This window comes from Fusobacterium sp. (genome assembly GCF_019012925.1).
Lineage (GTDB): Bacteria > Fusobacteriota > Fusobacteriia > Fusobacteriales > Fusobacteriaceae > Fusobacterium_A.
The window spans coordinates 31,450-44,704 of the sequence record NZ_JAGIRL010000039.1 but is presented as its reverse complement, the minus strand read 5'-3'; the positions used below and the strand labels follow the sequence as shown (position 1 = coordinate 44,704).

Here is a 13,255-nt window from a genome sequence, read left to right as displayed (position 1 = left end):
AGTTATCCTCCAAATAAACAAAGGAGCAACTAAAGAAGTTGCTCCTCATTTTTCAACTATCCTATTAAACCTAGAGCAAAGTCTAAAACTTTATCCCCTTTCATCATTCCATAATCAATAGTATTGATTACTTCTACTTTTTTTCCAACTTCAGCTGCCATCTTCTCAAATTCAGCTTTTCTATATTTAATTTGTGGTCCTAATAAGAAAACATCATATTTATCTAAGTTTTCTTTAAACATCTCTAGACCTACAGCTTTTATTTCAACCTCTATTCCCTTTTTTTCTGCTGCTTCTAACATTTTCTTTACCATCAAGCTTGTTGACATTCCGTTAGAGCAAAGTAATAATATTTTTTTCATATTGACACTCTCCTTATAACTCTGCTATTTTTATTCTCCTAATTCTGTTTCCTCTTTTAATGATGCTTTATCTAGTATTCTTAAGAATGGTAAGTAGATCATAGCTCCTAAAACTAAGTTAAATAACTGTATTAAAGCTCCTGATAATCCTCCTACTACAAAGAATCCACTTATAACTGCTGGTGTTGTCCAAGGTAAAGCAATTCCAATTGGTCTAGCTACAAGTCCTATATTCATAGCTATATACTGTGTTGTAACTACTACTAATGGAACTATATTAAATGGAATCAACATAATTGGGTTTAATATTACTGGTAATCCAAATAATAATGGTTCATTTATATTGAATAGACCTGGTACTGCTGCTATCTCTCCAACTGATTTTATATGTTTACTTTTTGCAAATATTATAATTGCTAATAATAGAGATAGTGTTGCTCCAGATCCTCCCATCCATACCATATCAAAGAATTGCTCTGTGATAACGTGTGGAATAGGTAATCCCTCTTTTATTGCTGCTATATTTTCTAATTGGTTCTCTAACCAGAATGGTCTAACAATACCATTTACCATTGATCCAGCATTAATTCCTACTGACCATAAAACAGATATTGAGAATACTGTTAACATAGATCCTATATATGAAGTTCCCAATGATTTTAATGGTATAGCTATCACTTTATATACAAAGTCATGAATAGTTCCAAATGATGTATGAGCCATTCCAACTCTTACTAATAGTGCTACTATTAATATTGCTGCTCCAGGAATAAGAGCTTCAAATGATCTAATTACTTCAGGTGGTACTCCATCTGGCATTTTTACTAAGATATTTCTTTTTACGAAAAATCTAAATATTACCATAGTAAAGAATCCTACCATCATAGCTATAAACATTCCTTTACTTCCTAACCAGTCAAAAGTGATTACACTTCCATACTCTTGTGTATTTCCTAAAGGTGTTAAGATAAAGAATGCCACTGTTGATAACAATCCTACTGCAACGCTATCCAATTCAAATTGCTTTGCTAATTGTTGAGCAACTAAAAATGATACATATACAGCTAACATTGAGAAAGTTGCATTTACAGGTATATCGAAAACTGATCCCCAGTTATCTCCAAAAACACTTTTCATAAAATTTTGATATGCTGGCAATGGAAATGATTGAATCATTAAAAATAATGACCCTATCATCAATGCTGGCATCAACATAACAAACGCTCTTCTTATTCCATTAACATATTTATTAGCTTCTAGCCAAGCAGCTATAGGAACAAGTTTTTCTTCTAATATATAAATTAATTTGTTCATTCTTCTCCTCCTATTTTATATTTACTACTCTATTGGTTTTTGAATACTTTTTTTATACTCTTCCATATACTCTTTACTAACTGCTTCTATCCTTACATCCTTGCTTCCCTCTATTGGATTAGCAATATAGACTTGAGGTATCTCCTCTGATGTAGTCGCTGCAAAAGTAAATTCCACATTTGTTCCTATTCCCCATTCACCTTTATTATTAAGGGCTATTACTGAAATAGCTCCAGCATGTCCTCTTCTTCTTTTTAACTCGTCAGTAAAGTCCATTACAGCACCTTGAGCTGCTTCTTGAGGAGTCTCTCCCTTTTTCATTCTTTGAACTACTTCATAAGATAGACAACCTTTCATTATATCTTCTCCAAGTCCTGTAGCTGCTGCTCCTCCAACTTCATTATCAACATAGAATCCCGATCCAGAAACAGGCGAATCTCCTACTCTACCTCTTTTTTTCATAAATAGTCCACTTGTTGATGTAGCCACAGCCATATCTTTTTCCTTATCAAGAGCTATCATACAAACTGTATCATGTCCATCATATGGAGAAAGATTTTTCTCATATATCTCTTTTTTTCTCTTTTCCCAAGTTTTCTTTGCTCTCTCAGTTAGCATATTCTGTCTAACAAAACCATTTTTATGAGCATATGCCTCTGCTCCAGCTCCAACTAAGAAAATATTAAATCTATCTTCACTTAATTTTCTTGCTATTGAAACAGGATTTTTATAGTCTTTTATTCCTGCTACTGCTCCTATTGATAAAGTTTTTCCATCCATAAATGCTGCATCTAATTCTACTTCACACTCTTCATTAGGAAGTCCACCATAACCTACAGATTTATAAAATGGATAATCTTCTACTTGCATAATTGCTTTTTCTACAGCATCTTGGCATTTTCCACCATTTTCTAATATATCAGCTCCTAGTGCAACAGCATCTCCTGCCATTCTCCAAGTTGCTATCATACCCCATTCTCTTTTCATTAACTCTTTTCCTCCTAAGGTTATTTCAATGATTATTTATCTAATCTCTTATATAGAGCGATCATCTCTTCAATTAACTCTCTAGCAAGTATTGAAGTCATTAAGTGGTCTTGAGCATGTACCATTAATAGATTCATCTCTATTCCATTTCCATCTGCTTCATTACATATTAACTCTGTTTGCATCTCGTGTGCTGCTAAACTTCTCTCTTTAGCTTGATCTAAACACTCTTTTGCTTTATCATAATTTCCCTCTTTTGCTTCTCTTAAAGCTTCAAATGCTAAGCTTCTCGCTTCTCCTGCATTTCCCACTATTGTCATTGCTATCTCTTCAATTGTTAAACTCATCTGTATTACCTCCACATATTTTTTATTTATTCACATCTTTATCATATATTATATATTATAAAAAGTCAAATCTGTCATTTTTTGAACTTTTTTCGTTATTATCATTATAGTTTTTTTGTTAGTTGTTGATTTTTTATAGAATAAATGGTAGACTAATTAGGTATAACGAAATATTATTTGTTATTTTTCGTTTTATTTTTATGAAAATTATATTCAAAATTTTTTTAATTTTTTTAAGGTGGTATGTATGAATGAAAAAAATGACAAAATAAGTCTTTTAGATTTTGAATTAATTGGAAAAGATATTAAACTTGATTTTACAAAACACTTAACAAAAAAAGATAAGGAGTTATTTCGTAATATAAGATTACAGAAATATAATCATATATCATTAAATAAATTTTTAAAAATTTTTAATTTTACTGAAAAAGAGGAGATTTTAAAATATCTAAATAGTTTGATGAGTAAAACTATCACAATTTTTTCCAAAGAGAATAACTATTTTACCTGTATTAGCATATTACAATCTTATTATATTAATAACGAAACTATATATCTTGTATTTTCAGATGAAATTACTAATTCATTTAAAAAGGGATCTTTTTTTGATAGAGTTGGTCTGAGAAACATACTGTTTCTTGAGGAGAAATTCTCCTATCGTCTCTATCAATATATTTACAATAATAAAGATAACAATATCTATATTCCAGTTGATACTCTTCGTGAAATTCTTGAAATAGGCGACTCTTATAAAAGATTTTATGACATTGAAAAAAATCTTCTCATTCCAATACTAGAAGATATTAAAACCAATGGTAAATTAAATCTTGAATATGAAAAAGTTAAAAATGGCGAACATAAAAGTGCCAAAATTTTAGGAATAACCATTAGTAAGAAAGTTGATTCTAATTCAATTGCTGAGGAAAATACAACTCAATTTATTGATTCGTTAATGGCTAAACTAGGGAAAAATATTAAAAATTTTTCTGAAATATACTCCCTACTTTTAAAATCTGTAGCAGAGTATGGAGAGGAGTTTGTAAAAAATAAAGTTGAATATGTTTTGCTCAATTTTGATATTGATATTGAAAAACATCTCCAACTATCTCTTGCACAAAATGAGGAACTTGATAAACCTGATTATATTTTGAAAAAGAAATTTAAATCTCTATTTCAAATGCACACAGATATCCTTGTCTTTATTCAAAAGAATAATCTTCCTCAACTATCTAAATATATGTTTACTATTACTCTTTACTCACTAAAAGATAAAGAGACAGTAGTTTTAAAAGATAAAACTCTCTCTATAAAGATAAGTTACAATAAAAATGATACATCAATTATTGAGTTTTATGTTCATAAATAATTTTAATGGAGGTTTTAATGAAAAATAATAACAATGGAAGTTTTATTGGCTTAGTTCCACTCATTGTATTTGTACTTTTTTATTTGGGAGCTGGTATTATACTTCAATTGCAAAAAATTCCAATGGCTTTCTATCAATTACCATCACCTATAGCAGCTTTTATTGGAATTGTTTTTGCTTTTATCCTTTTTAAAGGGAGTATTAAAGAGAAATTCAATACATTTTTAGAAGGGTGTGGACATCAAGATATTATCACTATGTGTATAATCTATCTTTTAGCTGGAGCTTTTGCTGGAGTAGCTAAAACTATGGGGGGAGTAGATTCTACTGTCAACTTAGCCCTATCTTTTATTCCAGTAAGATTTTTAGCTCCCAGCTTATTTGTTATAGCTGCTTTTATTTCAACAGCTACTGGTACATCTGTTGGAGCTATTGTTTCTATTGCACCTATTGCAGTTGGTCTTGCTGATAAAAGTGGAGTTTCTCTAGCTCTCATATTGGCGGCTGTTATGGGTGGAGCTATGTTTGGAGATAATCTCTCTGTTATCTCAGATACAACAATCGCCTCTACCCGAACTCAAGGAGTAGAGATGAAGGATAAATTTAGAGTAAATTTAAATATTGCTCTTCCTGCTGCTATTTTGACAGTTATTTTATTCTTTCTCTTCGGTGCTCCAAAAACAATAGTAAATTTGGAGGTATTAGATTATAGTTTCCTTAAAATAGTTCCATATTTATCTGTTTTAATCTTAGCTTTAAGTGGAATAAATGTCTTTGTAGTACTTACTCTTGGAATAGTAATAGCTGGAATAATTGGAATATTTCATGGAAATTTTACTTTTTTAACACTGTCTAAAGAGATATATAATGGATTTACTGGAATGAATGAGATCTTTCTTCTATCACTATTTTCAGGTGGTTTAGCTAATATGACATCAAAAGCAGGTGGAATACAGTGGCTAATTGGTCATATCCAAAAATTAATAATTGGTAAGAAGAGTGCTAAATTAGGTATAGGTATATTAGTATCTCTAATTGATATGGCTGTTGCCAATAATACTGTTGCTATAATAATCAGTGGTCCCATTGCAAAAAATATATCTAAAAAATATGATATTGATCCCAAAGAGAGTGCTGCCATTTTAGATATATTCTCTTGTATATTTCAAGGAATTATCCCATACGGTGCTCAAATGCTAATTCTATTAAGTTTTGCTTCTGAAAAAGTTTCACCTATAGAGTTAATATCTCTACTTTGGTATCAGATGCTTCTACTTGTCTTCACTTTAATTTTTATAAAATTAAAAGATAAAAAAGTTTAAAGCAAAAAAGGAAAAAAACTACTACAATAGGCATTATCCTATAAGTAACTTTTTTCCTTTTTCTATTTTCTACTTCTATTACACTTTTTCCAATTCAACAGTCAACTTCAATCTTTTCAAACCACTTTTTAAGGCTTTTATCTTAACCTTACTTATCTTCATATCTGATAACTCTTCATCTGGTACATCTTGAAGTTTTGAAATACTATTGTATCTATTTATTAATTTTTCTATATCTTTTTTTGTTAATTTACTTATTCTACCTAATAATCTGTAACCTTTAGGACTTACTTCATTATCTAATAGACTATAACTCTTTCCATATCCAAGAGAGTGTGAAAAATTCTCTACCTCTAACAACTCTTCATCATCAAGGCTCTTCATCTTCTCTTTTACCTCTTTATAGTCAATTCCATCCTCTATATAGTCTCTGATTAAGTCGTACTCATCTTCCTCTATATCTTGATTTAGGTCTTGAAATTGAAGATTTAACAATCTTCCCTCTACACCTAGCTCAACAACACAGTTATTTACCTCTGCTCCTATTCTTCTCAACATTTCAAATCTCTGTAGTGCAGTAGCCACATCATATAGAGTTGCTGTATTATCCAACTCCAATATTGTCAAGTTTGCTAAGGCTCTATCTAAAACTGCCTTGTATCTCTCCATTGTCTTTATAGCTTGAGCTGCTTCATTTTCTATTGAAGAAGCATCTTTCAATCTATATCTTATATCATCTTTATATAGAGTTATTACATTTCTTCTCTCTGAAACTGCTATTACCAATTTCCCTATCTGCTGTCCAGCTCTTTGAGCTGTTCTATGTCTTGTTCCACTCTCTGTAGATTTATATTTTCTATCTGGTTGCAAATGAACATTAGCATACATTATCTTTTTACACTCTGCATCTAAGATTATTGCTCCATCCATTTTTGCCAATTCATATACTCTTTCTGGAGTAAAATCACACTCTAAATAAAATCCACCATCTGCCATTTTTTTTACATTTTCATCAAAGCCTATAACTATTAAAGCTCCTAATCCTGCTTCTAATATATTATTTAGTCCCTCTCTAAGAGCTGTTCCTGGCGTTACAAATGACAGCATCTCTTCCAATTTTTTACTGTCCATCTTTATTCATCCTTTCTAAAAGTTCTTCTAAATTTTTTAAATATATCAGTTTTAAGTTATAATTTTTCTTATCAATCTCTTTTCTATTAGCTTCTGGTATATAAACCCCTTTAAATCCTAGTTTTTCTAATTCCCTAAGTCTTTTATCTATAAAAAATACCTTTCTAATCTCTCCTCTTAATCCCAATTCCCCAATAGCTGCTATTTTCTGACTTATCTCTACACCCTTGTATATTGATAGTATTGATATTAAAACAGCTAAATCTGCTGCTGGATCCTCGATACTAAGTCCTCCAGGAATATTTACAAATAGATCTTTCATAGCTAGATTCATATACATCTTTTTTTCAGCAATTGCTGTTAGAATCTGTATTCTATTTTTATCAAACCCTTGTACTATCCTCTTAGGAATTCCAATTGTTACCTCTGTAAGAAGAGTCTGCACCTCTAATAAAAATACTTTTGTTCCCTCTAGTACAGGAACTACCATACTTCCTATATTTCTTTCCTCTCTCTCGCTGAGAAAATATTCAGACGAATTTTTTATCTCCTTCATTCCGTCTTCTTCCATACTAAAAACTGCTAACTCATTTGTTGAGCCAAATCTATTTTTGGTACTTCTCAGTATACGATAGAAAAGCCCCTCTTCTCCCTCAAAATTAAATACTGCATCTACCATATGTTCCAATAATTTAGGTCCTGCCACTTTTCCATCTTTTGTAATATGTCCAACTATGAAAAATGAGATCCCATATTTTTTAGCTAACTCTATTATCTTCAGTGTACACTCTCTTATCTGTGTAGGTGTTCCTGGTATTGAATCTACAACTGAGTTGTATAGAGTCTGTATAGAATCCACTATCACAACTTTAGGTTTTTTTGCTATTAAAAATTCATATATTTTTGAAATATCTGTCTCTGACATCAAATAAAGATTTTTACTCTTTATTTTCAATCTCTCTCCTCTGCTCTTTACTTGAGCTGGAGACTCCTCACCTGATATATAAATTACATCTCCATATGTAGTATACTCATTTGCAACCTGTAATAATAAAGTTGATTTTCCTATTCCTGGATTTCCAGTGATAAGAACAACTTCACCACATAATAAACCTCCACCTAATACTCTATCAAACTCACCTATTTGAGTTTTGTATCTATCGCTCTCCTCTATTATGACATCATTAAAAGAGAAAACTTTCTCTGAAGTTTCCTTTATAGATACTGCAGAAGAGACTACTGGTGCTCCTACAGCTGAGGAAACTTCCAACTCCTCTTCAAAAGTTCCCCAACTATTGCATTGTGGACACTTTCCTGTCCATTTTACAGTTTTATATCCACATTCACTACATACATAAAAACTCTTAGTTTTTGCCATTTATAACCTATCCCTTTATATTTTTAGCTTTATTTTTAACTATATCCACTATTTTTGTATCTACAAAAATATCTAGCCTTGCTCCTACAGTTGCTGCCTCTCTTACTGCACTCGAACTTAAATACATGTACTCTCTTGCTGCTGGTATAAATATTGTATCAACTTCTCCAGCTGAAAGATCATGATTTACAAAAGCATAACCCAACTCATATTCATAATCAGATACTGCTCTCAATCCTCTTATTATGATCTCTGCATTATGCTCCTTCATAAAATCTATTAACAAGCCATCAAAACTCTTCACTTCTACCTTTTCACCAAATTCATTTGTTAGCATTTTTATCAGTTCTTTTCTCTCTTCTAATGAAAACCAGCACTTTTTATTGGCATTATTCATAACTGCCACTATCAATTTGTCTGTTATTTTTAAAGATTTTTTTATAACATCAAAATGCCCTTTAGTTATTGGATCAAAACTTCCTGCATACACTCCTATTTTCATATATTCACCTTTACTTTATTAAAACAATCTCATACTCGTAATTATTCTCTTTATTCTCTTCCAATATAAGCTCTTTCTTTCTATTTTTTACAAAATCTTCTACAAACTCAAAATACAACTCTTTAAAAGCTATCTTTAATTTTTTAGATAATACTACCTTTATCTTTGATATGTCCTCATCTTTTGCACAGATTCTAATTTCTGACATCATCTCGTGAATAACTGCATCTTTAGATTTTATCTTTCCTGTTCCACTACACATTGGACAAGTTTCTTGAAAATAACTATACAATGGTTTCCCTGTTCTTTTTCTAGTCATCTCTATCAAACCTAAATCTGTAAAATGAACGATATTATTTTTTATTCTATCTTTGGCCAGATTCTCTTCCAATGTCTTTAATACCTGTTCCTTATCCTCATCTAATCTCATATCAATAAAATCTATTATTATAATTCCACCATAATTTCTCAATCTCAACTGTCTTGGAATCTCTCTTGCAGCCTCTAAATTTGTATTTAAAACTGTTTTTTCAAGATTATAGCTTCCTGTATTCTTTCCAGTATTTACATCAATACTTATCAATGCTTCTGTTTTCTGAATTACCAGTGAGCCCCCACACTCTAATCTTACCTCTTCCTTTAAAGCGTTTTGTATCTCTTTATCAATTTCAAATACTTCAAATATATTTCTTTCATCTTCTCCTTTAAAAAGTTTTATCTTTGTTTTTAAAGTCTTTTCACTAAAAGCGTTTATATAATCTATAATTTCCCAATAAGCTTCCTCATTATCAACTATAAGTTCATCTATATCATTGGAGAAAATATCTCTTAAAACAGTTGTTATAACTCCATTATCTTTGTATAACACCTCTCCTATTTTAGCATTTTTCGTTTTTTTCTCTATATCTTCCCATTTTTTTACTAGGTACTCTATCTCTCTTTCAAAATGAAAAATACTCTTTCCAAAGGCTGCTGTTCTAATTATAATTCCCATATTTTCAGGCTTTATATCCTTAAATATCTCCTCTAATCTAGATCTCTCTGCCTCATCTTTTATCTTTTTAGATATTGCAAGATGATCATTATTTGGCATCAATACCAAGTATTTTCCAGGCAATGTATAGTGTGTAGTCACTCTTGCACCCTTGCTTCCTCTTGGTTCATTCAAAACCTGTACTACAACCTCATCTCCAACATTTAATATATCCTCTATTGGTCTTTCACTATTACATATCCCATCTAAATACTTTTCTTCAAACTCTCTCAGATCATTTACATAGAGAAAGGCATTTTTTTCCAACCCTATATTCAAAAAAGCTGACTCCATTCCAGGAAGAACATTAGCTACTTTTCCTTTATAAATACTCCCATTTATTCTTCCCTCTTCTTCTCTTTCGATCAGAATCTCGATCACTTTTTTATCTTCAATTATAGCTGCTCTTGACTGAAACTCATCTATGTTGATCACTATCTGATTCATTTCTTTTTAACTCTCCTCTTAGTATATCTAACCTAGAATATTTTTTTCCATTTACAACTACATCATCTTTTTCGATTGAATTATCTATCTTTATATTAAAATACTCTTTTAATCTCAATCTATTAGCTTTATTTATTCCAACAAATTTTGAAACAGACTTCTCATTGGCTAAAATATCCAACCTCTTATCTTTCAGTGCTATATCTTTAAAGAAGTCATAGTGTATCTCTGTTTCAACTAGCTCCCTAAATGCTGAGTGGAACGGTCCTGCAATAACTACTCCATCCTCTCTCAAATCATCACTTGGCTGTAATCCTACTCTGATTACATTCACTCCTTTACTCTCTACAAGAGAGTAAATTTTCCTAGTTATCTCAACAGCCTCTTCCAATGTTAACGGAATATATTCTCCATTGTAAAACATTCTCTCCATCTTAGTATTTTTTATCACTAATGTCGGATATATTCTTACCATGTCTGGTTCCATAGCTAAGGCTTTTTTAGCTGTTTCATACTCTTTTTCTTGAGTAGATTTTGGTAATCCTATCATCAATTGGATTCCAACTTTTATCCCATATTTTTTTAGTAATCTACAAGCATTTTCTACTACCTCTAGAGGATAGTATCTCTCAGTTGCCAACAATACATCTTTATCAAGAGATTGAACTCCTAATTCAACAACTGTTACTCCATATTTTTTTAACTGTTCTACTATCTCCTCTGTTATACAATCTGGACGAGTAGACAATCTTATCCCATCAATACTTCCAGCTTTTATATATTCATAAGTTGTCTCTAAGTATTCTTTTTGTAAATTCATAGAAATTCCTGTAAAAGTTCCACCAAAGAAAGCCACTTCTTTCTTGGAATTCTTTGGAAGAGTTTCTAAATATGTCTCTATTGTATCTTTTAAATCTTGAATTGTAACATCTGTTTCTCTACCATTTATCTTTTTTTGGTTACAAAAAACACATGAATTTGGGCAACCAAAATGACTTATAAATATTGGAATATTATAGTGCTTCATGAATCTTTACTCCTAATTTTTTACACAATGACTTAGCAGCTGCTTGTTCTGCTGTCTTTTTATTCTTACCTTTACCTATTTCAGACTGTTTTTCCTCAATTCCATTATCTATCTTAACCTCTATCTCAAACACTTTTTGATGATCTGGTCCTATCTCTTTTATCACTGAATATTCAGGTATAATTTTATATACTTTCTGACTATACTCTTGTAATATTGTTTTAAAGTCTAAAATATCCTCATTGTTGTCCACATTATCAATAGCATCTTTTATATGTGAAAGTGCAAATTTCTTGGCTGTTTCAAAATTTGAATCTATATATATTGCCCCTAATATAGCTTCAAATGCATCTCCTAATATAGAGCTTCTCTCTCTTCCACCAGTTAGTTCCTCACCTCTACTCAACAGTAGATATTTTCCAACTTCTAATTTTTTAGATATCCCTGCTAAAACTGGTTCACTTACCACCATAGATTTTACTTTTGCCAAATCTCCCTCTGTAGAGTTTGCATAGCTTTTATATAGATACTCTGTAACAACGAGGTCTAGAACTGCATCTCCTAGCAGTTCTAGTCTCTCATTACTTATCTTTTTATATCTTCTATGCTCATTTCCAAATGAACGGTGAATAAGTGAATTTTTTAGAAGTTCTTTATTTTTAAAATTATACCCAAGATTTTTTTCAAAATCTAAGTAATTTTTTTTCATTTCTCCTCCTAAATTCTACAATTCTACTTATATTTTCTCATAGCTATTACAGCATTATGTCCACCAAATCCTAGTGAACTTGACATTGCTACATTTACCTCCTTCTCAACTGCCTTATTTGGCACATAGTTTAAATCACACTCTGGATCTGGATTATCATAGTTTATTGTTGGTGGAACAACACCTTCAAAAATACTCTTCGCTATAATTACAGCCTCAATTCCTCCAGCAGCTCCCAATCCGTGTCCTGTAGCTCCTTTTGTTGAAGATACCATCAATTCCTTAGCATGATCTCCAAATACAGCTTTTATTGCTGCAGTTTCATTTTTATCATTTGCTGGTGTTGAAGTTCCATGAGCATTTATATAATCAACATCTTCTAATGCTATTTCTCCCTCTTTAAGAGCCATTTTAAATGCTCTTGCTGCTCCTTCTCCTCCATCTACTGGAGCTGTTATATGGTAAGCGTCACAAGTCTCTCCATATCCAACTATTTCAGCATATATCTTTGCTCCTCTTGCTTTTGCAGATTCTAACTCCTCAAGAATTAACACTCCTGCTCCCTCTCCCATTACAAATCCATCTCTGTCAGCAGTAAATGGTCTTGAAGCTTTTTCAGGCTCATCATTTCTTGTTGAAAGAGCTTTCATATTAGCAAAGGCATTCATAGCAAAAGGTGTTATAGCTGCTTCTGTTCCTCCTGCTATCATCACTTTTGCTCTTCCATTTTTTATCATTTCAAAAGCTTCTCCAACTGAGTGAGTTCCAGCAGCACAAGCTGTTACAACTGATTTATTAGGTCCCTTTGCTCCAAAATAAATCCCTATATTTCCTGCAGCCATATTAGCTATCATAGCAGGAATTGTAAATGGAGATATTCTTCTTACTCCCTTTTCTAACATTGCTTGGTGTTGAGCTTCAAATACCTCTATTCCACCAATTCCAGAAGAAACAACTACTCCTACCTCTTCAGCATTATTCTCATCTATTACTAATTTAGAATCATCTAAAGCCATTTTTGTAGCTGCTATTGCAAATTGAGTATTTCTAGCTAATTTTTTTATCTCTTTCTTTTCAATTCCAAACTCTGTAGGATCAAAGTCTTTTACCTCTCCAGCTATCTGTACTGGCATCTCAGCTACATCATAAGATTCTATCTTAGCTATTCCTGTCTCTCCAGCCACTATTCTCTTCCAACTCTTCTCTATTCCTGTTCCTAAAGCAGTTATTAGTCCTAGACCTGTAACGACTACTCTATTCATAACATCACCTCTAATTTTGCTCTAATATATATAAGTAACGGGGTACCTACTCAATACCCCGTTCATTT

At 31.6% G+C, this 13,255-nt stretch carries 13 protein-coding genes; 2 read left to right on the top strand and 11 right to left on the bottom strand.

What is annotated here, in order from left to right; genetic code table 11:
- Positions 1-56 precede the first annotated feature (56 nt).
- From QZ286_RS07215 to QZ286_RS07200, 4 genes are read right to left on the bottom strand one after another with little or no spacing between them, the layout of a single operon-like run.
- A complete protein-coding gene (locus QZ286_RS07215) occupies positions 57-362 on the bottom strand; it encodes a PTS sugar transporter subunit IIB (protein ID WP_291256285.1) in 306 nt (101 codons plus the stop codon).
- Positions 363-392: 30 nt separating this feature from the next.
- Positions 393-1,676 (bottom strand): PTS sugar transporter subunit IIC, encoded by a 1,284-nt coding sequence (locus QZ286_RS07210; RefSeq protein ID WP_291256284.1) that lies wholly within the window; start codon positions 1,674-1,676, stop codon positions 393-395.
- A 24-nt stretch (positions 1,677-1,700) separates the two neighbouring features.
- Positions 1,701-2,663, bottom strand: a complete 963-nt coding sequence (locus QZ286_RS07205) for a N(4)-(beta-N-acetylglucosaminyl)-L-asparaginase (RefSeq protein WP_291256283.1) — start codon at positions 2,661-2,663, stop codon at positions 1,701-1,703.
- A gap of 32 nt (positions 2,664-2,695) precedes the next feature.
- Positions 2,696-3,010, bottom strand: coding sequence for a PTS lactose/cellobiose transporter subunit IIA (locus tag QZ286_RS07200; RefSeq protein ID WP_291256282.1), 315 nt, complete (start codon positions 3,008-3,010; stop codon positions 2,696-2,698).
- Between the two features lie 247 nt (positions 3,011-3,257).
- Here QZ286_RS07200 and QZ286_RS07195 point away from each other — a divergent pair, with 247 nt between their 5' ends.
- Positions 3,258-4,376: a replication initiation protein gene (locus tag QZ286_RS07195; protein ID WP_291256281.1), complete on the top strand. Its 1,119-nt coding sequence runs from the start codon at positions 3,258-3,260 to the stop codon at positions 4,374-4,376.
- Between the two features lie 17 nt (positions 4,377-4,393).
- Positions 4,394-5,698 carry a Na+/H+ antiporter NhaC family protein gene (locus tag QZ286_RS07190; protein ID WP_291256280.1) on the top strand — a complete coding sequence of 435 codons (1,305 nt, stop codon included), beginning with the start codon at positions 4,394-4,396 and terminating at the stop codon, positions 5,696-5,698.
- Between the two features lie 78 nt (positions 5,699-5,776).
- On the opposite strand, the gene disA is transcribed toward QZ286_RS07190, so the two are convergent.
- Genes disA through fabF form a run of 7 tightly spaced genes read right to left on the bottom strand, consistent with a single transcriptional unit; the run spans position 5,777 to position 13,187 of the window.
- Entirely contained in the window at positions 5,777-6,829 is a 1,053-nt protein-coding gene (gene disA, locus QZ286_RS07185; protein WP_291256279.1) for a DNA integrity scanning diadenylate cyclase DisA, read from the bottom strand.
- Entirely contained in the window at positions 6,819-8,207 is a 1,389-nt protein-coding gene (gene radA, locus QZ286_RS07180) for a DNA repair protein RadA (protein ID WP_291256278.1), read from the bottom strand. Before radA ends, disA begins: the two co-directional genes overlap by 11 nt.
- Positions 8,208-8,214: 7 nt before the next feature.
- On the bottom strand, positions 8,215-8,709 hold the full coding sequence (gene coaD / locus QZ286_RS07175; RefSeq protein WP_291256277.1) for a pantetheine-phosphate adenylyltransferase: 495 nt from the start codon (positions 8,707-8,709) through the stop codon (positions 8,215-8,217).
- 10 nt (positions 8,710-8,719) lie between these two features.
- Positions 8,720-10,189, bottom strand: coding sequence for an Rne/Rng family ribonuclease (locus QZ286_RS07170; RefSeq protein WP_291256276.1), 1,470 nt, complete (start codon positions 10,187-10,189; stop codon positions 8,720-8,722).
- Positions 10,161-11,216 (bottom strand): elongator complex protein 3, encoded by a 1,056-nt coding sequence (locus QZ286_RS07165; protein ID WP_291256275.1) that lies wholly within the window; start codon positions 11,214-11,216, stop codon positions 10,161-10,163. Before QZ286_RS07165 ends, QZ286_RS07170 begins: the two co-directional genes overlap by 29 nt.
- A complete protein-coding gene (rnc, locus tag QZ286_RS07160; RefSeq protein WP_291256274.1) occupies positions 11,203-11,925 on the bottom strand; it encodes a ribonuclease III in 723 nt (240 codons plus the stop codon). The genes QZ286_RS07165 and rnc overlap by 14 nt, the downstream gene beginning before the upstream one ends.
- 23 nt (positions 11,926-11,948) lie before the next feature.
- On the bottom strand, positions 11,949-13,187 hold the full coding sequence (gene fabF, locus QZ286_RS07155; RefSeq protein WP_291256273.1) for a beta-ketoacyl-ACP synthase II: 1,239 nt from the start codon (positions 13,185-13,187) through the stop codon (positions 11,949-11,951).
- Positions 13,188-13,255: the final 68 nt, after the last annotated feature.

Bases quoted from the DNA above. Each gene is read 5' to 3' on its own strand.
- QZ286_RS07215 (WP_291256285.1), bottom strand. From the start codon at position 362: ATGAAAAAAATATTATTACTTTGCTCTAACGGAATGTCAACAAGCTTG.
- QZ286_RS07210 (WP_291256284.1), bottom strand. From the start codon at position 1,676: ATGAACAAATTAATTTATATATTAGAAGAAAAACTTGTTCCTATAGCT.
- QZ286_RS07205 (WP_291256283.1), bottom strand. From the start codon at position 2,663: ATGAAAAGAGAATGGGGTATGATAGCAACTTGGAGAATGGCAGGAGAT.
- QZ286_RS07200 (WP_291256282.1), bottom strand. From the start codon at position 3,010: ATGAGTTTAACAATTGAAGAGATAGCAATGACAATAGTGGGAAATGCA.
- QZ286_RS07195 (WP_291256281.1), top strand. From the start codon at position 3,258: ATGAATGAAAAAAATGACAAAATAAGTCTTTTAGATTTTGAATTAATT.
- QZ286_RS07190 (WP_291256280.1), top strand. From the start codon at position 4,394: ATGAAAAATAATAACAATGGAAGTTTTATTGGCTTAGTTCCACTCATT.
- disA (WP_291256279.1), bottom strand. From the start codon at position 6,829: ATGGACAGTAAAAAATTGGAAGAGATGCTGTCATTTGTAACGCCAGGA.
- radA (WP_291256278.1), bottom strand. From the start codon at position 8,207: ATGGCAAAAACTAAGAGTTTTTATGTATGTAGTGAATGTGGATATAAA.
- coaD (WP_291256277.1), bottom strand. From the start codon at position 8,709: ATGAAAATAGGAGTGTATGCAGGAAGTTTTGATCCAATAACTAAAGGG.
- QZ286_RS07170 (WP_291256276.1), bottom strand. From the start codon at position 10,189: ATGAATCAGATAGTGATCAACATAGATGAGTTTCAGTCAAGAGCAGCT.
- QZ286_RS07165 (WP_291256275.1), bottom strand. From the start codon at position 11,216: ATGAAGCACTATAATATTCCAATATTTATAAGTCATTTTGGTTGCCCA.
- rnc (WP_291256274.1), bottom strand. From the start codon at position 11,925: ATGAAAAAAAATTACTTAGATTTTGAAAAAAATCTTGGGTATAATTTT.
- fabF (WP_291256273.1), bottom strand. From the start codon at position 13,187: ATGAATAGAGTAGTCGTTACAGGTCTAGGACTAATAACTGCTTTAGGA.